Here is a 22,218-nt window from a genome sequence, read left to right as displayed (position 1 = left end):
TTCCAGCGCGGGCCGGGTCGGCTAGGTCAGTTCGCACGGCGCGCGGTTTTATACAGGCCAAGGCATGTCATACGCAATCCGTGTACAGGTATCTCCCGATAATTACTATTCCTACCCCGGCGCCATCGAACAGCTGGTCCATTTCTATCCTGCGGACGTGCTGGCGAACGCGGTCTGGATTTACGGCGAACGGGCGCTGGCGGCGGCGCGCGCCTACCTGCCGGCGTCCTTTGACGCCCCCGGCGCGGTGCGCATCGGTTTTGCCGGCCATTGCAGCGAGCGCGACGTTGCGGATCTGGCGCGCCGGGCCGGCGGCGACCGCCGTGTGGTGATAGGCGTCGGCGGCGGGGCGGTGCTGGATACCGCCAAGGTGGTGGCCCGTCGCCTGGGCATCCCGCTGGTGGCTATCCCCACCATCGCCGCCACCTGCGCCGCCTGGACGCCGCTCTCGGTCTGGTACGACGACGCCGGGCAAGCCCTGCGCTTTGAAATCTTCGCCGATGCCAACCACCTGGTACTGGTGGAGCCGCGCATTATCCTGGCGGCGCCGAAAGATTACCTGCTGGCGGGCATCGGCGATACGCTGGCGAAATGGTATGAGGCGGTGGTGCTCAGTGCCGAACCGGAAAAACTGCCGCTTACCGTACGCCTGGGGCTCCAGACCGCGCTGGCGGCGCGCGATGTGCTGCTCAACCAAAGCGCCGCGGCGCTGACGGCGCTGGACCGGGGCGAGCTAAGCCAGGATTTTCTTGATGTGGTGGACGCCATTATCGCCGCCGGCGGCATGGTGGGCGGCCTGGGCGAACGCTACACGCGGGTGGCGGCCGCGCACGCGGTCCATAACGGCTTAACGGCGCTGCCCGCCACCGCGTCCTTTTTGCATGGCACCAAAGTCGCCTACGGCATCCTGGTCCAGTGCGCCCTGCTGGGACAACATGACGTCCTGCGCGCGCTCAGCGCCGCCTGGAGCCGCTTCGGCCTGCCGACGTCGCTGGCGGCCATGCGCGTGGATATCAACGACCGCGACGCCGTCGGCCAGCTCATTGCCCGCACGCTCCAGCCGGGAGAATCCATCCATCTGGTGCCGATCGCTTTAAACGAGGCTATTGTGCTGCAGGCGCTGCGCGACGTCGAGGCTGTCGCCGCCGGTGCGGCAGCGTAAGCATGGCGGGTAAAAGGGAAAGCGTGCCTATGAGGCCGAAGCAGCCACGGCGTTTCGGGGCACCGGACGCCCCCGTTTCGCCAGGCTCGCTGTCGGCGGATTCACAGTGGACGGGCGTTAACGGTTAAGATGCAGCGCGTGAAAGCGCAGATGATCCTCGATAAAACTGGCGATGAAAAAATAGCTGTGATCATAACCCGGCTGGATGCGCAACGTTAACGGCCAGTCCCGCCGCCGCGCCAGATCCGCAAACTTCTCGGGCTGCAGCTGCGTCGCCAGAAACTGATCGGCATCGCCCTGATCTATCAGTATCGGCAATGGCCTGGCCGCATCCCCCGCCAGCAGGACACAGCTATCGTATTCCCGCCACGCCTGCGCGTTATCTCCCAGGTAGTGGCTAAACGCCTTGCGCCCCCAGGGCACCTCCGCCGGATTGACAATAGGCGCAAACGCCGACACCGAAGTAAACCGCCCCGGGAAACGCAACGCCAGCATCAGCGCGCCGTGGCCGCCCATGGAATGCCCCATGATCGCCTGCCGGCCGCTTACCGCAAACTGCCGTCGCACCAGCGCCGGCAACTCTTCGGCCACATAATCAAACATCCGGAATTGCCCGGCCCAGGGTTGCCGCGTGGCGTTAACGTAAAACCCCGCGCCCTGGCCCAGATCATACGCCTCGTCATCCGGCACATCCGCGCCTCGGGGGCTGGTATCCGGCATCACCAGCAACAGGTTCAGCTCGGCTGCCACCCGCTGGGCGCCGCTTTTCTGCGAAAAATTCTCATCGCTGCAGGTCAGTCCCGACAGCCAGAACACCATATGCGGCGGCGCCGCGTGCCGATCGGCGGGCGGCACGAACAGGCTATAGGTCATCAGGCCGCCGGTACTCGCCGCACGATGGCGAAAACGGCATTGCCGGCCGCCGAACAGCCGGTGCTCATCAATACACTCAGGCATCGCATCCATCACATATTCTCCAGGACCACATCGTTAACCGCACACCCGTTCCCGGGCGCGGGCGGGTATTGTTCGATAATCAGTTTTTTCAGCGCCGCCACGTTGGGGCTGAACGCATCGGCGCGCCAGATAAGCCACGTCGCCACATCGGCGGTGGGCGCCGGCAGTTCATGCACCGACACCCGCCGCCGATCCGGTAATTGACGCAGCACCGTCAGCGGCAGCATGGCTACGCCGGCGCCGCTGGCGACGCAGGCCAGCATGGTATGATACGACTGAATTTCCAGGATCGGACCGGGCGCCACGCCCTGCTGTGCAAACCACGCTTCAAAGCGCCGGCGGTAAGAACAGCTGGGGCGAAAGGCGAACAACGTCTTGCCGGCAATCTCCGCCGGGCTGTCGATCGGCGGCTGATCGAGCGCGGCAATCAATACCAGCGTCTCGGCGAAGCTGTAGCAACCTTCTATTTCAGCATAGTTCACCGGACCGTCCACCAGGGCGGCGGCCAGGGTGCCGGCGCGCACGCCGTCCACCAGCTCCCCCGAGGATCCGGTCGCCAGCGACAACGACACCCGGGGAAAACGCTGATGATAGGTGGCCAGCAGCGCGGGCAGGCGGATGGCCGCCGTGCTTTCCATGGAGCCGAGGGCAAAATTGCCCGTCGGTTCCCCGGCGTGGGTCATGCTGATGGCCTCTTCGCTCAGCGCCAGGATCCGCGTGGCGTAGCCCAGGAAATTATGCCCCATGGGCGAGAGCCGCAGGCGCTGTTTTTCGCGGATAAACAGATCGGTTCCCAATTCCCGCTCCAGCTGCCGCAGCCGGGTGGTCAGGTTGGACGGCACGCGATGCAACTGCTCGGCGGCGCGCGCCAGCGAACCGGTATCGGCGGCGGCGCAGAACATTTTCAGCTGGGTCAGATCCATGTGTTCTCTATTTGTCAGTAAGTTGGTCTTGATTATTCATTTTTCGTGAGTTTAGTGATCGTGCATGCTATTGGCAAGATGAATATTTCTTGTGGAGAAGGTATGGCGATAAAAGTGGCCCTGAGCGGCTTTCTGGCACTGTTGGTGGCGATGGGTATCGGCCGTTTCGCCTTTACGCCGCAGGTACCGCTGATGATAAGCGCGGGGCAGTTAACCCTTACCGGGGCGGGGGTGGTGGCGGCCTGTAATTACCTGGGCTACCTGGTGGGCGCTTATGACGCCATGCGCGCGGGCAGGGGGCTGGAAATACGGCTGTGGCTTGGGCTGTGGGGGACGGTGGCCATCACGCTGCTCTGCGCCGTCACCCACAGCCTGCTTGCGCACTGCCTGCTGCGTTTGCTGGCGGGCGCGGCCAGCGGATGGGCAATGGTGCTGGTGGCGGCCTGGACCGGCGACCGGCTGGTACAACTACGTCGCCCGGCGCTCAGTGCCGCGGTGTTCGCCGGTCCCGGCGCCGGCATCATGGTCAGCGGCCTGCTGGCGCTGGTCATGCATCGCCTGGATATCCACGCCGCGGGCGCCTGGCTGGTCTATGGCGTTACGGCGCTGCTGCTGGTGGCGCTTATCAGCGCGCATCTGCCCAGAGGCGGCGCGCTGACGCGCCAGGGCCCGGACGCCGCCAGGCCGGCGCTGACGCCACGGCTGAAAAGCCTGGTCTGGAGCTACTCCCTGGCGGGTTTCGGTTATATCCTGCCGGCCACCTTTCTGGCGCAGATGGCGGCCGCGCGGTTTCCCGGCAGCGAGACCGGCCACTGGATCTGGCCGGTGTTCGGCGCCGCCAGCATGGCGGGCATTGGGGTCGGCATTCTGACGCGCCATCGCCTGCGCGCCGGCCAGCGGCTGGCGCTGACCCTCTGGGCGCAAACGCTCGGCGTCGGCCTGATGATCGCCATGCCCGGCGTCGCCGGCCTGATGGCGGGCGCGGTGCTCACCGGCGGCGGCTTTTTGAGCGCGGTGCAATTGACGCTGGTCTGCTCCCGCCGCCAGGCGCCGGATCATATGCGCTTCATGACCGGCCTGCTCACCTGCGGCTACGCGGTCGGGCAGCTTATCGGCCCCATGCTCTCCGCGCTGGCCAGCAGCCTGACCGGCCGGCTGGAGCCGGCGCTGATGACGGCGGTGGCCGCCCTGGCGCTCGCGGGCGCGCTGGCATGGCGTCAGCCCTGAACGGTTAGTCACAGGCGGCGATGCGGTAAAGCCGGTAAAAATTTCATGGCGCATGCAACACATTCACTGGATAAACGCGGCGCTCTCTACTAGAGTGGGGGCGCATCTTGACGTGATGAGATCAAGAGCAGCCAGGCCTGCCGGAGAAGAAAAAGTATGCTATCGCTGACAACAGAAGCCGCATTGGTGCATGAAGCCTTAATGACGCGCGGCCTCGAAACGCCCCTGCGCGGGGAAGTGCTGGACGGGGAAACCCGCAAACGGCAAATTGCCGAGCACATGACCGCCATAATGAACCTGCTTAACCTGGATTTATCCGACGACAGCCTGGCGGAAACGCCGCACCGGATTGCCAAGATGTACGTTGATGAAATTTTTTCCGGCCTGGATTACGCCAATTTCCCCAAAATCACCCTGATTCAAAACAAGATGAAGGTGGATGAAATGGTCACGGTACGGGATATCACCCTGACCAGCACCTGCGAACACCACTTCGTGATTATCGACGGCAAGGCCACCGTGGCCTATATCCCGAAGGACAGCGTGATTGGCTTATCCAAAATCAACCGCATCGTGCAGTTTTTCGCCCAGCGCCCGCAGGTGCAGGAGCGTCTGACCCAGCAAATCCTGGTGGCGCTGCAAACCCTGCTCGGCACCCTGAACGTGGCGGTGTCCATCGACGCGGTGCATTACTGCGTGAAAGCGCGCGGCATCCGCGACGCCACCAGCGCCACCACCACCACGTCCCTGGGCGGATTGTTTAAATCCAGCCAGAATACGCGCCAGGAATTTTTACGGGCCGTACGCCACCACAACGGCTGATGCGGCGCTGATATGCGTTACGGCGCGGTGCGCGCCGCCTGATAAAAGAGGTTGCCCATGCGCGAGCGCATCGCCATGCTGGACTGCGCGCGGGGGATGGCGATTCTCGGCATCCTGCTGATGAATATTACCGCCTTCGGCCTGCCGAAGGCGGCCTATCTCAATCCGGCGTTTATGGGCGCGCCTTCCCTGGCCGATGCCTGGACCTGGGCCGTGATGGACATGGTGGCGCAGGTCAAGTTCATGACCCTGTTCGCCCTGCTGTTCGGCGCCGGCCTGCAAATGCTGCTGCCGCGCGGCGGCCGCTGGATACGCTCGCGGCTGTTTTGGCTAATGGCCTTTGGCCTGATCCACGCCATCTTTTTCTGGGACGGCGATATCCTGCTGGATTACGGCCTGGTGGGGCTGCTGTGCCTGGGCGCCATTCGCCACGATATATCGTCCGGACGCCTGATCGGCGCCGGCATCGCCCTGTACGCCATCGGCCTCGGCATCCTGGTTCTGATGCAGGCGATGCTGGCCGGCGCCGCGCCGGGGCGGTTCTGGCTGCCCGGCGTGGCCGATCGCATTTACGAATACTACTGGCAAACCACCGGCGGTCCCGAAGCCTGGAGCGTGCGCCTGGCGTTATTGCAATCGAGCCTGATGTCGCTGGCGGCCCAGTACGGCTGGCTGCTGGCCGGCGCCATGCTGATTGGCGCCGGGCTGATGCGCAGCGGCTGGCTGGCGGGCAACAGAAGTCCCGCCCACTACCGCGCCATGGCGTCCTGGCTTATTCCCCTGGGGCTGGCGATAAACCTGCCGTCGGTGGTGGCGCAGTGGCAATCGGGCTGGGCTTATCACTGGTGCGCGTTCCTGCTGCAAATTCCCCGCGAGCTGGGCGCCCCGTTCCAGGCGCTCGGCTACGTGGCGCTGTGCTACGGCTTCTGGCCGGCCATCGGCGGCCTGCGCGTCGTGCGCTGGGTGAGTAACGTCGGACGCATGGCGCTGAGCAACTACCTGCTGCAAACACTGCTGTGCACCCTGGTGTTTAACCAGTTCGGCCTGTTTATGTCCCTCGGCCGCGCCGGCCTGCTGCTGCTGGTGCCCCCCGTCTGGCTGGCCAATATCCTGTTTTCCACCCTGTGGCTGCGGTTTTTCCCCCAGGGGCCGATGGAATGGACATGGCGCCGCCTCACCCGGCTGACCGCCGGCGCCCCGGCGCGCGCGGCGGACTAAGGTCCTTCCCCGCGGCGGGGCATCGTTATCCATTAACCCTGGCGGAGGCGGGATTGCCGGGAGAGTGCGCCATTACTTTAATCATTCATCAAAGCATGTGCCCGCTTAAGGTTAGGTTAATTTTTTCATGGTTAACTGGCGCTAATATTTCCCTGAGCTAGCCTGAATATGTGGTTTAATATTGTGAAAGAGGCGCCGCGCCCCACGGTCAGCCCGTGGTTTTTTAATATTATCGTGGCGCTGGTCATTACTTTTTTCCAGAATATCGTTTATTTTAGAAAAGTCCTGCAGCTCGTCGATATATCAGTAGGTTACAACTTACTGTTTTTTATCAGCATGCCCGTTACCCTGTTGTTCGCGCTCAATGTATTATTCAGCGTGATCCTGCTGCCTTATATCCGCAAGCCCATCGTCATCCTATTGTTTTTCAGCGACGCCCTGGCGCAGTATTTTATGCAGGCGTACGGCATTATTATCGATCGGGGCATGGTCCAGAACACCCTTGACACCACGCTTGTGGAAAGCGTCGCCCTGCTGACGCCGCGCCTGGCGCTGTATCTGATCGTCTTCGGTATTTTGCCCTCGCTGCTGGTGTTGTGGATCAAGGTCAGGCCGGTGGCGTTTTCCTGGTCGAATATCGGGCTGCATTTCCTGAATGTCCTGGTATCGCTCTGTGTTATCGCGCTGGTGGCCTCTTTCTTTTATAAAGACTACGCTTCGCTGATGCGCAATAACCAGCAGCTGGTGAAAAACCTGGTCCCCAGCGATATGGCGCTCGGCGGCTATTCCTATTACAAGCATGATTACGTCAAGAAAATGCCCTTCACCGAGCGCGGCCAGGACGCGCATATTGTCCCCGCGATTCATGACAATCATAAAAAGAACCTGATCATCGTGGTGGTGGGCGAGACCTCCCGCGCGCAGGATTTTTCGCTGGGCGGCTACGGCCAACTGACCAACCCCAAGCTGGCGGCGGACAACGTCATCTATTTTCCGGACACCTCGTCCTGCGGCACCGCCACGGCGGTATCGGTACCCTGCATGTTTTCCGGCATGACGCGCAGGCAGTATGACGGCGAAAAAGCCGACAGCCAAAGCAACGCGCTGGATATCATCCAGCGGGCGCAGGTGGATGTGCTGTGGCGGGAAAACGACGGCGGCTGCAAGGATGTCTGCCTGCGGGTGCCCACCGAACAGCTCAGCACCTGGCATCTACCCGAACTCTGCGCCGAAGGCGTCTGCCTGGACGAAGCCCTGCTGCGCAACCTGGACGGCTACATCAACGCGCGCACCAAGGATACGGTTATCGTGCTGCATACCATGGGCAGCCACGGCCCGACTTATTACCAGCGCTACCCGAAAACCGCCGCCGCCTTTGCCCCCACCTGCGACACCAACGAGATTCAAACCTGTTCGAACCAGGCGCTGGTTAACACTTATGACAATACTATTGTCTATATAGACGACATGCTTGATAAGACCATAAAATTGCTGCAAGCTCATGGCGATAGGTTCAATACCGCCCTGGTCTATCTGTCAGATCACGGCGAATCCCTGGGCGAGAACGGTATCTATCTGCACGGCATGCCCTACGCCGTGGCACCGGCCCAGCAAACCCATATCCCGATGCTGATTTGGCTGTCGCCCGACTATATCCAGGCGCATGCCGTCCGGGAAGACTGCCTGCGAGACCGGGCAAAACGACAGGCCTACTCACACGATAATCTCTTCTCTACGTTGCTTGGACTGACCGATGTCAAAACGCAACTCTATCAGCCGGATCTTGATGTTTTACAACCTTGCCGGGATGCGCAGCAATGAAAATTCTGATCATCGAAGACGATAAGTTATTGCAGGACGGCCTGCGAATGGCCCTGCAGCAGGAAGGCTACGCCAGCGACTGCGCGGGTAATCTGCGCGACGCGGAACATCTGATGGACAGCACCGCCTACAGCCTGGCAATACTCGACCTGGGCCTGCCGGACGGTGACGGCATGTCGCTGCTGAATCTGTGGCGCAAGGCGGGAAACGACGTGCCGGTGCTGATCCTGACCGCGCGCGATGGCATCGATGAACGGGTGCACGGTCTAAACCTGGGGGCGGACGATTACCTGGTCAAGCCTTTTGCCCTCAGCGAGCTGCTGGCCCGGGTGCGCGCCATTATCCGCCGCCATCAGGGCAAAAGTAACAATCAGCTGTGGGTGGATAATATTTCACTCGACCTGAACAGCCACGAAGTGACCCTGGACGGCAAGATTATCGAACTGACGCCGAAGGAATTCGCCATTCTTTCCCGGCTGATGCTGCGGGCGGGGCATCGCATCCACCGCGAAATCCTCCATCAGGATCTGTATAACTGGGATGACGACCCCTCGTCCAACTCGCTCGAGGTCCATATTCATAATCTGCGGGCGAAAATCGGCAAGGATCGTATCCGCACCCTGCGCGGATTCGGTTACCTGCTGACCAAAACCGCGGCAGGGGAGCCGTCATGAAAGCCGCCGACGGTCCGATGACCAGCATGCGCTGGCGGCTTATCGTGGTGCTGGGCATTATCCTGCTGTGTTGCCAGCTGATTACCGTTATCTGGTTATGGCACGAAAGCAAAGAACAAATCGACCTGCTGGTCAACCGTACCCTGGCGGAGAGCGTGCGTAACGAGCACGTTAACCAGGAAATACGCGAGGCCATCGCCGCGCTCAGCGTGCCGTCGCTGATGATGATTATGTTCACGCTGTTCTTCTGCTTCCAGGCGGTGAACTGGATAACCCAGCCGCTCTCGCGCCTGCAGGACGCGCTGGGATCGCGCGGCGCGGAAAACTTTGAGCCGCTGCCGGAGCTCGGCAATATCCGCGAGGTGATCGCCGTCACCCGCAGCCTTAACCAGCTGTTGTTCCGGCTGAATACCACCTTGCAGCAGGACCGGCAGTTTACCTCCGACGTGGCCCATGAATTACGCACGCCGCTTTCCGGCATCCGGCTGCACCTGGAGGTACAGGAAAAGCAGTACGGTATCGACTGCCAGCCGCTTATCGAGCGGGTGGACAATATGTCCTATACCGTGGAACAGCTGCTGCTGCTGGCGCGCATTCGCCACGATTTTTCCTCCGGCCATTACCAAACGGTCAGGTTCAGGGACGACGTTATCATCCCGCAGCAAAGCGAACTGGACGAGATGGTGGAACAGCGCGGACAGCGGATACGCTGGCTGCTGCCGGAAACGGAAATCATTTTCCAGGGCAATGCCATCCTGATGCGGCTGCTGCTGCGCAACCTGGTGGAAAACGCCCACCGCTACAGCCCGGCGGACAGTATTATCGTCGTGCGGCTCACGCATGACGGCGCTGACGGCATCCAGCTTCAGGTGATTGACGAAGGGCCGGGCGTCGACCCGGCGAAAGCGGTGGAACTGACGAAGGAATTCGTGCGCATGGATCAGCGCTATAACGGCATCGGCCTGGGATTAAGTATTGTCACCCGCATTGCGCAGCTGCACAACGGCCGCTTCGAGCTGGTCAACCGCGACGACCACTCCGGCACCATCGCCCGCCTGTTCCTAACCGAACCGGCCTAGGAGACCGCCATGCTATCCGACGCGTCCGCCCCCTGGCTGTATAACCTGTTTATCCTGGCGTTGCTGGCCAGTGGTTACGCGCACCTGGCGTGGAATAAGGCGTTTTTGTATATCATCCTCAGCCTGGCGGGCACGCTTGCCGCCGCGGCGACGGTTTTCAGCCGCATCGACGCATCCAGCCCGGCCGCCGCCTGCTACATAGTGCTGCTTATCAATGCCTCCTTTGTGCTGGTTTCGGTGGTCAGCGCCTGGTCGCTGTCATTTTACTCCCGGGCGAAAAAACACCGCCGCCGCCGCGATGATTAAGTATTTCGTGATAGGATAGGGTGAAATAACAAAAAAAAGCCCCTAAATAGTTACAACATCCATCAAGTATCCCCCCACCGATCCTTCCCCTCCGGCCAATGCGTGCGAAAGCGCCTGGCAGATAAAATGCCAATAATGTATGTAAACGGTTCCGGTCCTGTGACCTGATTCACGCTGTGTTGCGATTAAACCGGTTAGGATAGCGCTTTATGTTTCATAAGTGTTATGACAATCAGGAGCGTCAGGAGGGCATAAACCATCAATGTCCGCCGGTTTGGTCGAGAATACCTGGGCGAAAAGCACCATTAACAGGGGATGAGATGATCACTATTCGTGATGTGGCGCGGTTGGCCGGGGTATCGGTGGCAACGGTGTCACGGGTATTAAACGATAGCGCTATCGCCAGCAAGGAAGCGCGCGACAAGGTGATGAAAGCGGTCAAGGAACTGGGTTACCGGCCTAACGCCAATGCGCAGGCGCTGGCCACGCAAATCAGCGACACCATCGGCGTGGTGGTTATGGACGTATCCGATCCGTTTTTCGGCGCGCTGGTGAAAGCGGTGGACACCGTGGCGCAGCGGCATAAAAAAAACGTCCTGATCAACAACAGCTACCACCAGGCGGATAAAGAGCGCCATGCCATTGAAGTGCTGATCCGCCAGCGCTGCAGCGCGCTGGTGGTCCACGCCAAGATCCTGTCCGACGAAGAGATGATCCCCTTTATGGTGCGCGAGCCGGGCATGGTGTTGATTAACCGCATCCTGCCGGGCTTTGAGCACCGCTGCGTGGGGCTGGACAACGTCAGCGGCGCCCTGATGGCCACCCGTACCCTGCTCAAGCAGGGGCACCGGCAGATTGGCTATATCGGTTCCAACCATCCCATCGAGGATGAGCGGCAGCGGCGCCAGGGCTACCTGCAGGCCATGGCGGAGGAGGGGATCGCGCCGCCGCAAAGCTGGCAGGCGTTCAGCTCGCCGGACCTGCAGGGCGGCGAGGAGGCGATGGTGGAGCTGCTGGGGCGCAACCAGCAGCTGACGGCGGTGTTTGTCTATAACGACGGCATGGCGGTGGGGGCCCTGGCGACGCTGAAAGAAAACGGTATCGCGGTGCCGACGCAATTTTCGGTGGTGGGGTTCGACGATATTCCCATCTCCCGCTATACCAGCCCCAATCTTACCACGGTGCGCTACCCCATCTTCGCCATGGCGGTCGCCGCCACCGAGCTGGCGCTGCTGGGCACGGCGGGGCGCATCGACGAGAAGCAAACGCACCTGTTTATGCCGACGCTGGTGCGCCGCCATTCCGTGGCGCCCTGGAAAAACGTGGCGGCGATCGCGTCGTCATCAGAAGATGAGATGTAACCGCTTCCAAACTGTGAGAATATTCACAGTTTCTTAACATTGATCCCTCTATGCTAATGGTGTTATTCCCTCACGATGCTATCAGGTCAACATCGCGAGGGCTTTTCGTACAGGGATGTCGGTAAAACCACGGAAGGAATTTGTCTGCCTTTGAGTAAACCTACCTATTTCCGGAGAAACTAATGAATAAGAAGGCATTAACCCTTACCGCTCTGGCAACCGGCCTGTTGCTGTCCGTCGCCGCTCATGCCGCCGATACCCGCATTGGGGTAACTATTTATAAATATGACGATAACTTCATGTCGGTGGTGCGCAAGGCAATAGAAAAAGACGCCAAAGAAGCCAAAGGCGTGCAACTGCTGATGAATGACTCGCAAAATGACCAGTCAAAACAAAACGACCAGGTGGACGTATTGATTGCCAAGGGCGTCAAGGCCCTGGCGATTAACCTGGTCGACCCCGCCGCCGCGCCGGTGATTATCGAAAAAGCGCGCGGCGCCAATATTCCCGTGGTGTTTTACAACAAAGAACCCAGCCGTAAAGACCTGGACAGCTATGACAAGGCCTATTACGTCGGTACCGAATCCAAGCAGTCGGGCATTATCCAGGGCGAGCTTATCGCCAAGCACTGGAAGGCGCATCCGGAATGGGATTTGAATAAAGACGGCGTGATTCAATATGTGCTGCTTAAAGGCGAGCCGGGACATCCCGATGCCGAAGCGCGCACCGCCTATGTGGTCAAGACCCTGACCGACCAGGAAAAGATCAAGGTACAGCAGCTGCAGCTGGATACCGCCATGTGGGATACCGCCCAGGCCAAGGATAAAACCGATGCCTGGATGTCGGGTCCGAACGCCAACAAGATTGAAGTGGTGATCGCCAATAACGACGCCATGGCCATGGGCGCGGTGGAAGCGCTGAAAGCCCACAATAAATCGGCCATTCCGGTATTCGGCGTCGATGCCCTGCCTGAAGCGCTGGCGATGGTTAAATCCGGCGCTATGGCCGGCACCGTGCTGAACGATGCCGACAACCAGGCCAAGGCCACCTTCGACCTGGCGAAAAACCTGGCCGACGGCAAACCGGCGGCGGAAGGCACCAACTGGAAACTGGATAATAAAGTCGTCCGCATCCCCTATGTCGGCGTCGATAAAGATAATTTAACGCAGTTTATTAAGAAATAATCCCCACTCCCCCCATTGGGCCTGACGCCCGAGGGGGGATTTTTCTGTCTTATCCTAGCCGGGTATAACTATGGCCGATATTACGACCGAACAGCCAGGCGAATGGCTGCTGGAAATGAACAACATCAGTAAATCATTTCCTGGCGTCAAAGCATTGGATAATGTGAACCTCAAGGTGCACTCCCACTCCGTCCATGCCTTGATGGGCGAAAACGGCGCGGGTAAATCCACGTTATTGAAGTGCCTGTTCGGCATTTATAAAAAAGATTCCGGTAGTATTATTTTCCAGGGAAAGGAAATCGATTTCAAAAGTTCCAAAGAGGCGCTGGAACATGGCGTTTCCATGGTGCATCAGGAACTGAACCTGGTATTACAGCGTACCGTCATGGACAATATGTGGCTTGGGCGTTATCCGCGCAAAGGCCTGTTTGTCGATCACAAAAAGATGTACGCCGACACCAAGGCCATATTTGACGAGTTGGACATTAATATCGATCCCTATGATAAAGTGGCCACCCTGTCAGTGTCGCAAATGCAGATGATCGAGATTGCCAAGGCGTTTTCCTATAATGCCAAAATCGTCATCATGGATGAACCGACCTCGTCGTTGACCGAACGCGAGGTCAATCATCTGTTCAGTATTATCCGCAAGCTCAAGGCGCGCGGGTGCGGCATTGTTTATATTTCCCATAAGCTGGAGGAAATTTTCCAGCTGTGCGATGAAATCACCATCCTGCGCGACGGCCAGTGGATTGCCACCCAACAGGTGGAAGGCCTGACCATGGACAAGATTATCTCCATGATGGTGGGGCGTTCGCTCAGCCAGCGCTTCCCCACGCGCGAAGGCGAACCGGGCGAGGTGATCCTGGAGGTGAAAAACCTGACCTCGCTGCGCCAGCCGTCGATCCGCAATATCTCCTTCGACTTGCGCAAAGGGGAGATTCTCGGCATCGCGGGCCTGGTGGGCGCCCGGCGCACCGATATTGTCGAAACCCTGTTCGGCATTCGCGAAAAAGTGACCGGCACCATCATCCTGCATGGCAAGACCATCAAAAACAACAGCGCCAACGAGGCGATCAACAACGGTTTTGCCCTGGTGACCGAGGAGCGGCGGGCCACCGGTATCTACGCCTATCTGGATGTCGGCTTTAATTCGCTGATTTCCAATATCCGCAATTATAAAAACAAAATCGGGCTGCTGGATAATTCGCGCATGAAAAGCGATATCCAATGGGTTATCGATTCCATGCGGGTAAAAACGCCGGGCCATCAGACCAATATCGGTTCGTTGTCGGGCGGCAACCAGCAAAAAGTGATTATCGGCCGCTGGTTATTGACCCAACCGGAAATCCTGCTGCTGGACGAACCGACGCGCGGGATTGATGTCGGGGCTAAATTTGAAATTTATCAATTAATTACCGAGCTGGCGAAACGCGGTAAGGGCATTATTATTATTTCGTCCGAGATGCCGGAACTCCTGGGGATTACCGACCGGATACTGGTAATGAGTAACGGTCTGATGGCGGGGATTGTGGAAACGAAACAAACTTCGCAAAACGAAATTTTACGTCTTGCTTCCGTGCATCTTTAATTTTATAGGGTTCTTATTATGAATGTGTTGAATAAGAAAAGCATGCTCACTTATTTAAAAGAGGGCGGCATTTATGTGGTGTTATTGGTACTGCTGGCTATTATCATTTTTCAGGATCCGACTTTTTTAAGCCTGATAAACTTAAGTAATATCCTGACCCAGTCATCGGTGCGTATTATTATCGCGCTCGGCGTGGCGGGGCTGATTGTCACCCAGGGCACCGACCTGTCGGCCGGGCGCCAGGTGGGGCTGGCGGCGGTGGTCTCGGCGACCCTGCTGCAATCAATGGAAAACGTCAATAAAGTCTTTCCGGATATGCAAACCCTGCCGATCCCGGTGGTTATCCTGACGGTATGCGTGATCGGCGCTTTTATCGGCCTGATTAACGGCGTGGTGATTGCTTATCTTAATGTGACGCCTTTTATTACCACTCTGGGTACTATGATCATCGTGTATGGCGTCAACTCGCTGTATTACGATATTGTCGGCGCCTCGCCCATCGCCGGCTTTGATTCCCATTTTTCCACCTTTACCCAAGGGTTCCTGCGCTTCGGCGATTTTAAGCTTTCCTATATTACGTTTTACGCGGTGTTTGCCATTCTGTTTGTCTGGGTGATCTGGACCAAGACCCGCTTCGGTAAAAATATCTTCGCCATCGGCGGCAATCCGGAAGCGGCCAAGGTTTCCGGCGTCAATGTGCCGCTGAACCTGATTATGATTTATGCCCTGTCCGGGGTGTTCTATGCCTTCGGCGGTATGCTGGAAGCCGGGCGTATCGGCAGCGCCACCAATAACCTGGGCTTTATGTACGAGCTGGACGCCATTGCGGCCTGCGTGGTGGGCGGGGTATCGTTCGCCGGCGGGGTCGGCACGGTGGCGGGGGTGGTGACGGGGGTAATTATCTTTACGGTTATCAACTATGGGCTGACCTATATCGGCGTAAATCCTTATTGGCAGTACATTATTAAAGGGGCGATTATTATCTTTGCGGTGGCGCTGGATTCACTGAAATACGCGAAGAAGAAATAGCAGCCTCAGGCGTAGGTGCGGGGTTGTCAATGGCCCCGCGCTTACGTATTTTCATCTTGAAAACGTACAGAGAAGAGACTAGAATGTTTTCAAGTTGAAAACGTCATGCTGGGAGGCAAAACGATTGCACGTTATCAGCAGGCTGCCGTTCAACGAGGCGCGGGCGGAATTCCCCAATAGCGCTACTGCACTTGTTGATCTGCTAATGACATTGGAAAAAGGCAGTTTCAGCAGCCCGGAGTCGATGAAAAAGGCGATATCTTCTCTAGACAATTTTAAGTATCGGGAGAAGTGGTGGGTGATTGATGTATCAGGAAATACGCTACGGATCATCGCGTTTATCGATTTTCAATTGCAAAAGGTTTTCATCAAGCATATCGCCAGTCATGCCGACTATGACAAATTGACAAAATATTATCGGGAGCATAAAGAATGACTACGCTCTATGGTAAAAATCAACTCAATGCCGCCAGTGCCGAAGGCATAATTTCCGCATTTGGGAACGTCGTGAAAATTATCCCCCTGATGACGGGCAACAAAAGTGAAACGGAATACCACCAGGCGCTGGAGTTGATTGAGTACCTGATCGACCACGACGAGCTTGATAATCCGTTGTTTGAACCGCTAGCGGCAAAAATCGCCGAATATGAGAGCAGTGCGCCGGAGTTCGCTGAATTAAACAAAGCGCTTGACGGGATACCAGGTGGAATTGCAGTTTTGCGCACGATTATGGATCAGCTTGGACTCAAAGCGGCGGATCTTGAGAGTGAATTAGGTTCTAAATCCAACGTAAGCAACATACTGAACGGACGGCGTGCATTGACTGTACATCATATAAAAGCACTCTCCGAGCGCTTTCACATTCCTGCCGAAATGTTCATTTACGGTTGAATTGTCGTTCTGAAATACCAGAATTTTATGATAAAAAGGCAAATGCGGCCCAGGCTTGCTGTCAAAAAGGGCTGTTGTGGCCCTCGGTGAGAGTTTCGCTGGCGAGCGCGAAACCCTCCCCAGGCGATATAAACCCCGCCTCCGCTATTAGTTATCCAATTCGCCCATGGATTTAACCTGATCGCGATTAATCTGCTCGGTTTTGCCGGTCTCGGCGTTTTTGTAAGAAACGAGGCCGGTATCATCATCAATCTGTGGTTTACCATCGGTGACGATGGTCCTGCCGTCGGTGGTTTTTATCGCCTGATTGGATGAGCAGGCGGTCAGTAAAAACAGCGAAGCGCAGCTGAAAACCACTGAAACCACTATATTTTTAATCATTATAATCTCCTCTGATGAACGTTAATTAGATTGTGAATTTTTCATCTTAAAATCTAGCAGAGAGTTGACTGTTTACGAGCCGGTTGATGAGGTATCCGTGCCATTGGTCTTTATTTTAGGAATATTGGCGATTATTTGTTCATTTTCAATGCTAAACCACCCATCGGCCTACCGGCGGGAACCTACGGCGGTAGGACAAGGGACCGGGTCGTTATCGGGGCGGCAACCCCTCAGTCAGGTGCGTTTCGCACTAATAGGTAGGGTCTGGTGCGGTTAGCGCATATCCGGCAGACGATCGCTGATATCGTTGTTCGGTTCGGGTTTGGGCTGGGTTTCAAGCAGTTGCTCCGGTGATACCGCCGGGTAGCCTTGGGTGCCCTCGGGAATTTCGTGCGGCGCGGGAATGGGGATTTGCGGCCCCAGGAAGCGGGGTTCGCGTTTCATAAGGTACAAGTCCGACAGGGCGCCAAGGCGGGCGCCGATTTCCCGCAGCCGGACCGAGAACATATTCTTGGGCGAGGGCACGGCGAAACACTGGGCCTGGATACCCATGCGCATGGCGATAAACAGCGCCCTTTCGCAATGAAAGCGCTGGGTGATAATGGTGAAATCGTTGGTGTCGAAGACCTTGCGCGTGCGGATGATCGAATCAAGGGTACGAAAGCCGGCGTAGTCGAGCACGATGTCGCCGGCGGGCATGCCGTGGGCAATCAGGTCGCGGCGCATGGTGACCGGCTCGTTATAGCTTTGCAGCGCGTTGTCGCCGCTTAGCAGCAGATAGTTGGCCTTGCCGCTATTGTAGACGTTAAGCGCGCCCTGGATGCGATAGAGATAATACTGGTTAATGACGCCGGCGCGGTAGTATTTGGCGGTACCCAGCACCACGCCCACCTGGCGGTGGGGCAGCAGTTGCAGATCTTCATAGATATAAGGCGCGGTTTTCCAACTGATCCAGCGATCCAGTCCGAATGCCGTTAACAGCAAAACGCCCGCGATAATAATCAGGGAATATATCAGGCGCTTCCACATGCCGTAAGCCTTAACCTATCCTGCCGCAAAGTCATTGCCCAAGGCTACTTTACCTGCCCGGCCGAAGCAAGGAGCGTGGCGGCTGAATACGCCCAATGTGACAATTTGTTGAGGCGCGTCAGAACGGCGTGCGCCGGTAGTGGCGATACTGCGGATGCCAGAAATTGTGCTCGATGGCGATGGACAGCACCTCCTCCGGCGTGACCATCGCCACGCCGTGCACCTGCGCCGCCTTGCCGACTTCCATGGCGATCACTCTCGACACGCCCTGGATATCGTTGATATCCGGCAACAGCGCCCCATCGGCGCCGTTAACCAGCGGCGAACAGTCGGCCAGGGCGCGGCTGGCGGCGATAAGCATGGCTTCCGTCACCCGCGTCGCGCCCGAGGCCAGGACGCCCAGGCCGATGCCCGGAAAAATATAGGCGTTGTTGCACTGGGCGATAGGATAAACCCGGTCTTTATAGCGCACCGGCGCAAACGGACTGCCGGTGGCCACCAGCGCCGCGCCGTCGGTCCAGCGAATCACGTCTTCCGGCGTGGCCTCTACCCGGGAGGTGGGATTGGACAACGGCATGACGATGGGACGCGGGCAGTGAGCGTGCATCTCGCGGATAATCTCCTCGCTGAACAGGCCAGGCTGGCCGGAAACACCGATCAGCACCGTCGGCCTGGCGTTGCGCACCACATCCATCAGCGAAATCGTGTCGCTGTCCAGTCGCCAATCGGCAATCTGGTCGCTGTGCTGCACCAGGCGGCTCTGGAAATCCAGCAGGTTGGCCAGCTTATCGGTTAACAAGCCGAAACGGTCGACCATTAGCACCCGCGCGCGCGCCTGGTCCTCGCTCAGGCCCTCGGTGCGCATCTCCGCGACGATCTGTTCGGCGATACCGCAGCCGGCGGAGCCGGCGCCCAGGAACACCACGGTCTGATCGCGCAGACGGCTGCCGGCGGCGTGGCTGGCGGCCAGCAGGCAGCCCAGGGTTACCGCAGCGGTGCCCTGGATATCATCGTTAAAGCAGCACAGTTCGTCGCGATAGCGGTTAAGCAGGGGGGTGGCGTTTTTCTGGGCAAAATCCTCGAACTGCAACAGCACATCGGGCCAGCGGCGCTTCACCGCCTGGATAAAGGCGTCGACGAACTGATCATACTCCTCGCCGGTAATGCGCGGATGGCGCCAGCCCATATATAGGGGATCGTTAAGACGCTGGGGATTGTTGGTGCCGGCATCCAGCACCACCGGCAGGGTATAGGCCGGGCTGATGCCGCCGCAGGCGGTGTACAGCGACAGCTTGCCGATGGGAATGCCCATGCCGCCGATACCCTGATCGCCCAGGCCCAGGATGCGTTCGCCGTCGGTGACCACAATCACTTTTACATTCTGTTTGGTGGCGTTTTGCAGCATATCATCGATTTTGTCGCGGTTACCGTAGGAGATGAACAACCCCCGGGCGCGACGGTAGATATCGGAAAAATGCTCGCAGGCCTCGCCCACGGTCGGCGTGTAGATAATCGGCAGCATCTCGCTCAGATGACCGTCCAGCAGACGGTAGAACAGCGTTTCATTGGTATCCTGAATATTGCGCAGGTAGATATGCTTATCGATATCGCTGGTAAAGTCCTGATACTGCCGCCAGGCGCGTTCGGTTTGCTCCTCAATGCTCTCCACCGCTTCCGGCAGCAGGCCATGCAGGTTAAAGTTATCGCGCTCCTCAATGGTAAACGCGCTGCCTTTATTCAGTAGCGGAAATTCCAGCAGTACCGGACCCGCATGGGGGATATAGAGGGGACGCTTGCTTTCGTGTTCCAATTCCATGACTTTTCCCATCGCTTCGCAAAAGATTCCAAAAGGATAAAAGATTGTGGCGAAGGATGCATGTTTTCATTGGTAATTTGTTATTTAATGATTAACTTATAAATAATTGGATACTCCAGCCGGCCCCGATCGGCGCCGCCCGGCGGCAACGCAGCGCCGCCGTCGAAGACGTTATCGGCGGGAAAGGGGCTTATGTCAGCCAATACCTGGAGATCTCGCCGCAGCCCAGCGCCGTCAGCGTCGATCGCGTCGCGTCCCACTGCGAAAAAGGCGCGCCTTCACGTTCCAGCAGTACCGCGCGCTGCAGGGTCGCGCAGTCGGCGCCGGCCATATTCAGTAATATCAGCGCCGACTGCAGCGGCGGCAGGCTGGGATTAAACGCTGCGTTTTCCGCATAGCGGCCGGCAAAAATGCGCCCATCCGCCGTTTGCAGCGCCACCGCGCTATGCGCCTGACTATAAGGCGCGTGGCTCTGGTTTGCGGCCTGCAACGCCTGCTGCGCCAGGGGATCGTTGACGCTCTCGGCGCCTTTCCCCGGGCTGCCGGCTGCGGGCCGTCCGGACGCCGCCTGGGCCGGGTCCGCGCCTTGCGCCGCGGCGTAAAGCCTATCCGCGCGCGCCCCTGGCGATTTCACCGCCCTGGCGCCGCGCCCATTGGGCGCCATCATGCCGTACTGATGATCCACGCCGTCCATCAGCAGGGTATGAATGGCCAGATCGCGCGGGCCGAACGCGTCGGGCAGATAATTGCCCAGCGTGGCGGGCGAACGGTCGGGCAGGTAAATCATCAGGTCGGTGCCGCTGTTCAGCTCGTTCATAAACTGCCGGCAATGGCCGCATGGCGTGTAGTTGACGCTGATGCCGCGCAGGCGTTTTTCACCGCGCAGCCAGGCATGATTGATGGCGCTTTGCTCGGCATGCACCGTTTGCTGCAGCGGCGCGCCGATAAATTCCATATTGGCGCCGAAATAGAGGTTGCCGCTAACGCCGCGCGCCACCGCCCCGACATTAAACCGCGAGACCGGCGCCAGGGCGCAGGCGGCGGCCAGGGGCAGCAGCGCGAAGCATAAGGCGTCTTCGTCCATCCCGCCGGCCCGCATCAGGCTGGCGGCCTGGGCGGCGCTTAGCCAGCCGCTGAAATCGGCCTGGTCCAGTTCATGCGCCAGCGCGGACCGCAGGGCCGGTGCCAGGGCGTCCAGTGAGGGGGTAAACCGTGCGTGCATAATGATTCCCTGAGCATTTATTATGGGATCATTTTAGACGTTGTAGGCTTAAATAAATATGATCAATATCTTATCGTGCGGCCTGGCGGTTGCCGGCGACGACCGGGTCAAGCACATTATCGCATCAGCCTGGACGGGTCGCCGGCGGGTCAAGCAAATTATCGCATCAGCCCGGACGGATGCCGGCGCGGCGAGATCAGCCGAACGCCCGTAGCAGCAGCGGGAACAGGAACGGCGCGATAAGCGAGGTGATAATGCCGCAGATCACCAATGCCAGGGAACTGAACGCGCCTTCCTGAAAATCCATCTCGGCGCAGCGGGCGGTGCCGAGCGCATGGGACGCGGTGCCCATGGCCAGGCCCCGGGAGGCTTTGGTGGTGATACCCAGCAGCCTGAACAGCGTATGGCCGAATACCGCGCCCAGGATACCGACAAAAATCACGCATACCGCGCTGATGGCCGGAATACCGTTAATGGACTGCGCCACCGCCATGGCAATCGGCGTGGTCACCGATTTAGGCAGGATCGAGGCGGCAATCTCCGGCGTGGCGCCCATCCACAACGCGATGGCGGTGCCGCTGACCATGGCGGTAACGCTGCCGACAAAACAGATGCTGATAATGGATTTCCAGCGCGCGCGGATCTGGTGCAGTTGTTCATACAGCGGGAAGGCCAACGCCACCACCGCCGGTTGCAGCAGGTCGTTGAGAATTTTACTGCCGGCAAAATAACGCGCGTAGGGAATGCCGGTGAGCAACAGCAGCGGGATAATCACCACCATGGAAATCAGCAGCGGATTGAGCAGCGCCATGCGAAATTTCGCCGCCAGCCGCCTGGCGCCAAAAAATACCGCAAGCGTAAGCGGCAGCGACCACCAGAAATTGGCTAACATTATTGATCCTCAGGGGGGCGCGGCTGGCCGGCCACCGGACGTTCACGGTGGATGTAATGCGAGCTATAGCCCACCACCACCATTACAATCAGAGTACTGATAACGCAAGACACCACCAGCGGGCCGAACTGCGACGACAGCTCGTGGTAATAGTTCATCACGCCCACGCCTATCGGCACGAACAACAACGCCATATAGCGGATCAGCAGATGACAGCCGGGCTTGAGCCATAACGGCGGCAGCAGTTGCAGACAGAGCAGGATAAACAGGATCAGCATGCCCAGGATACTGCCCGGAATGGTAATCGGCAACAGCGTGGAAAGGAAATCACCGACGAACAGGCACAGGTAAATCAAGGCAAAGGCGCGAATAAAGGCCCAGCCGTTTACGATGATATTGCGCATTATCTCAACCTTATTTCTAATCGCGTTTATCATACAATTAATTCTGACACCGTGCCACCGCTCACGGTTCGTCCGATGAAATGACCGGGCCAGCTTATCAGCTATGCCGGTAAAAATCGTGCCGTGACCAAGGCGGATTTAAATGTATGACTTATCGCACGGCAATCTCCCGGCCAAACTGTTAACAAAGTAGATTCATTTGCCGACGAAGGATCCTCGTCAGGCGTGT

The 22,218-nt window shown here is 58.4% G+C and carries 22 protein-coding genes; 14 read left to right on the top strand and 8 right to left on the bottom strand.

The window, feature by feature from the left end; genetic code table 11:
* Positions 1 to 64: 64 nt before the first annotated feature.
* Positions 65 to 1,162 carry an oxidoreductase gene (locus ACL2XQ_RS17240; RefSeq protein ID WP_413727989.1) on the top strand — a complete coding sequence of 366 codons (1,098 nt, stop codon included), beginning with the start codon at positions 65 to 67 and terminating at the stop codon, positions 1,160 to 1,162.
* A gap of 117 nt (positions 1,163 to 1,279) precedes the next feature.
* Here the strand turns inward: ACL2XQ_RS17240 and fghA are convergent, their stop codons facing one another.
* Both fghA and ptrR read right to left on the bottom strand, forming a co-directional pair.
* The gene (fghA, locus tag ACL2XQ_RS17235; protein ID WP_413739497.1) at positions 1,280 to 2,128 is read right to left on the bottom strand and encodes an S-formylglutathione hydrolase; all 849 of its coding nucleotides are present in this window, start codon (positions 2,126 to 2,128) and stop codon (positions 1,280 to 1,282) included.
* Positions 2,128 to 3,042 (bottom strand): putrescine utilization regulator PtrR, encoded by a 915-nt coding sequence (gene ptrR, locus ACL2XQ_RS17230; protein WP_410014317.1) that lies wholly within the window; start codon positions 3,040 to 3,042, stop codon positions 2,128 to 2,130. Before ptrR ends, fghA begins: the two co-directional genes overlap by 1 nt.
* Positions 3,043 to 3,144: 102 nt before the next feature.
* Here ptrR and ACL2XQ_RS17225 point away from each other — a divergent pair, with 102 nt between their 5' ends.
* The 13 genes from ACL2XQ_RS17225 (at position 3,145) to ACL2XQ_RS17165 (ending at position 16,245) form a co-directional block, all read left to right on the top strand.
* Positions 3,145 to 4,269: a YbfB/YjiJ family MFS transporter gene (locus ACL2XQ_RS17225; protein WP_413739496.1), complete on the top strand. Its 1,125-nt coding sequence runs from the start codon at positions 3,145 to 3,147 to the stop codon at positions 4,267 to 4,269.
* Positions 4,270 to 4,425: 156 nt separating this feature from the next.
* Positions 4,426 to 5,091, top strand: coding sequence for a GTP cyclohydrolase I FolE (gene folE, locus ACL2XQ_RS17220; RefSeq protein WP_162368522.1), 666 nt, complete (start codon positions 4,426 to 4,428; stop codon positions 5,089 to 5,091).
* A 57-nt stretch (positions 5,092 to 5,148) separates the two neighbouring features.
* Positions 5,149 to 6,309: a DUF418 domain-containing protein YeiB gene (gene yeiB / locus ACL2XQ_RS17215; RefSeq protein WP_413739495.1), complete on the top strand. Its 1,161-nt coding sequence runs from the start codon at positions 5,149 to 5,151 to the stop codon at positions 6,307 to 6,309.
* A gap of 168 nt (positions 6,310 to 6,477) precedes the next feature.
* The gene (gene eptA, locus ACL2XQ_RS17210; protein WP_413739494.1) at positions 6,478 to 8,130 is read left to right on the top strand and encodes a phosphoethanolamine transferase EptA; all 1,653 of its coding nucleotides are present in this window, start codon (positions 6,478 to 6,480) and stop codon (positions 8,128 to 8,130) included.
* Positions 8,127 to 8,804, top strand: a complete 678-nt coding sequence (pmrA, locus tag ACL2XQ_RS17205) for a two-component system response regulator PmrA (RefSeq protein ID WP_410014321.1) — start codon at positions 8,127 to 8,129, stop codon at positions 8,802 to 8,804. Before eptA ends, pmrA begins: the two co-directional genes overlap by 4 nt.
* Positions 8,801 to 9,883, top strand: a complete 1,083-nt coding sequence (pmrB, locus tag ACL2XQ_RS17200; protein ID WP_410014322.1) for a two-component system sensor histidine kinase PmrB — start codon at positions 8,801 to 8,803, stop codon at positions 9,881 to 9,883. The genes pmrA and pmrB overlap by 4 nt, the downstream gene beginning before the upstream one ends.
* A gap of 9 nt (positions 9,884 to 9,892) precedes the next feature.
* Positions 9,893 to 10,189 carry a hypothetical protein gene (locus ACL2XQ_RS17195; protein ID WP_410014323.1) on the top strand — a complete coding sequence of 99 codons (297 nt, stop codon included), beginning with the start codon at positions 9,893 to 9,895 and terminating at the stop codon, positions 10,187 to 10,189.
* 320 nt (positions 10,190 to 10,509) lie between these two features.
* Positions 10,510 to 11,550 carry an HTH-type transcriptional regulator GalS gene (gene galS / locus ACL2XQ_RS17190; RefSeq protein ID WP_410014324.1) on the top strand — a complete coding sequence of 347 codons (1,041 nt, stop codon included), beginning with the start codon at positions 10,510 to 10,512 and terminating at the stop codon, positions 11,548 to 11,550.
* 182 nt (positions 11,551 to 11,732) lie between these two features.
* Positions 11,733 to 12,734: a galactose/glucose ABC transporter substrate-binding protein MglB gene (mglB, locus tag ACL2XQ_RS17185; RefSeq protein WP_410014325.1), complete on the top strand. Its 1,002-nt coding sequence runs from the start codon at positions 11,733 to 11,735 to the stop codon at positions 12,732 to 12,734.
* Between the two features lie 70 nt (positions 12,735 to 12,804).
* On the top strand, positions 12,805 to 14,325 hold the full coding sequence (mglA, locus tag ACL2XQ_RS17180; RefSeq protein ID WP_410014326.1) for a galactose/methyl galactoside ABC transporter ATP-binding protein MglA: 1,521 nt from the start codon (positions 12,805 to 12,807) through the stop codon (positions 14,323 to 14,325).
* An 18-nt stretch (positions 14,326 to 14,343) separates the two neighbouring features.
* Positions 14,344 to 15,354, top strand: coding sequence for a galactose/methyl galactoside ABC transporter permease MglC (mglC, locus tag ACL2XQ_RS17175; protein WP_410014327.1), 1,011 nt, complete (start codon positions 14,344 to 14,346; stop codon positions 15,352 to 15,354).
* Positions 15,355 to 15,478: 124 nt separating this feature from the next.
* Entirely contained in the window at positions 15,479 to 15,790 is a 312-nt protein-coding gene (locus tag ACL2XQ_RS17170; protein WP_410014328.1) for a type II toxin-antitoxin system HigB family toxin, read from the top strand.
* Positions 15,787 to 16,245, top strand: coding sequence for a helix-turn-helix domain-containing protein (locus ACL2XQ_RS17165; RefSeq protein WP_413739493.1), 459 nt, complete (start codon positions 15,787 to 15,789; stop codon positions 16,243 to 16,245). Before ACL2XQ_RS17170 ends, ACL2XQ_RS17165 begins: the two co-directional genes overlap by 4 nt.
* Positions 16,246 to 16,392: 147 nt before the next feature.
* Here ACL2XQ_RS17165 and ACL2XQ_RS17160 read toward each other — a convergent pair whose 3' ends face one another.
* The 6 genes from ACL2XQ_RS17160 to ACL2XQ_RS17135 form a co-directional block, all read right to left on the bottom strand.
* Complete coding sequence (locus ACL2XQ_RS17160; protein ID WP_410014330.1) at positions 16,393 to 16,626, bottom strand: YgdI/YgdR family lipoprotein; 234 nt, start codon at positions 16,624 to 16,626, stop codon at positions 16,393 to 16,395.
* Positions 16,627 to 16,899: 273 nt separating this feature from the next.
* The gene (gene sanA, locus ACL2XQ_RS17155) at positions 16,900 to 17,655 is read right to left on the bottom strand and encodes an outer membrane permeability protein SanA (protein ID WP_410014331.1); all 756 of its coding nucleotides are present in this window, start codon (positions 17,653 to 17,655) and stop codon (positions 16,900 to 16,902) included.
* A 118-nt stretch (positions 17,656 to 17,773) separates the two neighbouring features.
* The gene (locus ACL2XQ_RS17150; RefSeq protein WP_410014332.1) at positions 17,774 to 19,471 is read right to left on the bottom strand and encodes an NAD-dependent malic enzyme; all 1,698 of its coding nucleotides are present in this window, start codon (positions 19,469 to 19,471) and stop codon (positions 17,774 to 17,776) included.
* 190 nt (positions 19,472 to 19,661) lie between these two features.
* Positions 19,662 to 20,693: a cytidine deaminase gene (gene cdd / locus ACL2XQ_RS17145; RefSeq protein WP_413739492.1), complete on the bottom strand. Its 1,032-nt coding sequence runs from the start codon at positions 20,691 to 20,693 to the stop codon at positions 19,662 to 19,664.
* A 196-nt stretch (positions 20,694 to 20,889) separates the two neighbouring features.
* Positions 20,890 to 21,585 (bottom strand): CidB/LrgB family autolysis modulator, encoded by a 696-nt coding sequence (locus ACL2XQ_RS17140; protein WP_410014334.1) that lies wholly within the window; start codon positions 21,583 to 21,585, stop codon positions 20,890 to 20,892.
* Positions 21,585 to 21,989, bottom strand: a complete 405-nt coding sequence (locus ACL2XQ_RS17135; RefSeq protein WP_410014335.1) for a CidA/LrgA family protein — start codon at positions 21,987 to 21,989, stop codon at positions 21,585 to 21,587. Before ACL2XQ_RS17135 ends, ACL2XQ_RS17140 begins: the two co-directional genes overlap by 1 nt.
* Between the last annotated feature and the right edge of the window lie 229 nt (positions 21,990 to 22,218).

Origin of the sequence: Sodalis sp. RH14 (genome assembly GCF_047324285.1) — a bacterium.
Taxonomy (GTDB): Bacteria; Pseudomonadota; Gammaproteobacteria; order Enterobacterales; family Enterobacteriaceae; genus Acerihabitans.
Note: the sequence above shows the minus strand (reverse complement) of the source record. Positions and strands in the feature narration are given on the sequence as shown.

Excerpts from the sequence above, each read along its gene's own strand:
- ACL2XQ_RS17160 (WP_410014330.1), bottom strand. The coding sequence starts at position 16,626 with ATGATTAAAAATATAGTGGTTTCAGTGGTTTTCAGCTGCGCTTCGCTG.
- mglC (WP_410014327.1), top strand. The coding sequence starts at position 14,344 with ATGAATGTGTTGAATAAGAAAAGCATGCTCACTTATTTAAAAGAGGGC.
- fghA (WP_413739497.1), bottom strand. The coding sequence starts at position 2,128 with ATGGATGCGATGCCTGAGTGTATTGATGAGCACCGGCTGTTCGGCGGC.
- pmrA (WP_410014321.1), top strand. The coding sequence starts at position 8,127 with ATGAAAATTCTGATCATCGAAGACGATAAGTTATTGCAGGACGGCCTG.
- sanA (WP_410014331.1), bottom strand. The coding sequence starts at position 17,655 with ATGTGGAAGCGCCTGATATATTCCCTGATTATTATCGCGGGCGTTTTG.
- ACL2XQ_RS17195 (WP_410014323.1), top strand. The coding sequence starts at position 9,893 with ATGCTATCCGACGCGTCCGCCCCCTGGCTGTATAACCTGTTTATCCTG.
- ACL2XQ_RS17140 (WP_410014334.1), bottom strand. The coding sequence starts at position 21,585 with ATGTTAGCCAATTTCTGGTGGTCGCTGCCGCTTACGCTTGCGGTATTT.
- ACL2XQ_RS17225 (WP_413739496.1), top strand. The coding sequence starts at position 3,145 with ATGGCGATAAAAGTGGCCCTGAGCGGCTTTCTGGCACTGTTGGTGGCG.
- yeiB (WP_413739495.1), top strand. The coding sequence starts at position 5,149 with ATGCGCGAGCGCATCGCCATGCTGGACTGCGCGCGGGGGATGGCGATT.
- ACL2XQ_RS17165 (WP_413739493.1), top strand. The coding sequence starts at position 15,787 with ATGACTACGCTCTATGGTAAAAATCAACTCAATGCCGCCAGTGCCGAA.
- mglB (WP_410014325.1), top strand. The coding sequence starts at position 11,733 with ATGAATAAGAAGGCATTAACCCTTACCGCTCTGGCAACCGGCCTGTTG.
- ACL2XQ_RS17240 (WP_413727989.1), top strand. The coding sequence starts at position 65 with ATGTCATACGCAATCCGTGTACAGGTATCTCCCGATAATTACTATTCC.
- galS (WP_410014324.1), top strand. The coding sequence starts at position 10,510 with ATGATCACTATTCGTGATGTGGCGCGGTTGGCCGGGGTATCGGTGGCA.
- eptA (WP_413739494.1), top strand. The coding sequence starts at position 6,478 with ATGTGGTTTAATATTGTGAAAGAGGCGCCGCGCCCCACGGTCAGCCCG.
- ACL2XQ_RS17135 (WP_410014335.1), bottom strand. The coding sequence starts at position 21,989 with ATGCGCAATATCATCGTAAACGGCTGGGCCTTTATTCGCGCCTTTGCC.
- pmrB (WP_410014322.1), top strand. The coding sequence starts at position 8,801 with ATGAAAGCCGCCGACGGTCCGATGACCAGCATGCGCTGGCGGCTTATC.
- cdd (WP_413739492.1), bottom strand. The coding sequence starts at position 20,693 with ATGCACGCACGGTTTACCCCCTCACTGGACGCCCTGGCACCGGCCCTG.
- ACL2XQ_RS17150 (WP_410014332.1), bottom strand. The coding sequence starts at position 19,471 with ATGGAATTGGAACACGAAAGCAAGCGTCCCCTCTATATCCCCCATGCG.
- mglA (WP_410014326.1), top strand. The coding sequence starts at position 12,805 with ATGGCCGATATTACGACCGAACAGCCAGGCGAATGGCTGCTGGAAATG.
- folE (WP_162368522.1), top strand. The coding sequence starts at position 4,426 with ATGCTATCGCTGACAACAGAAGCCGCATTGGTGCATGAAGCCTTAATG.
- ptrR (WP_410014317.1), bottom strand. The coding sequence starts at position 3,042 with ATGGATCTGACCCAGCTGAAAATGTTCTGCGCCGCCGCCGATACCGGT.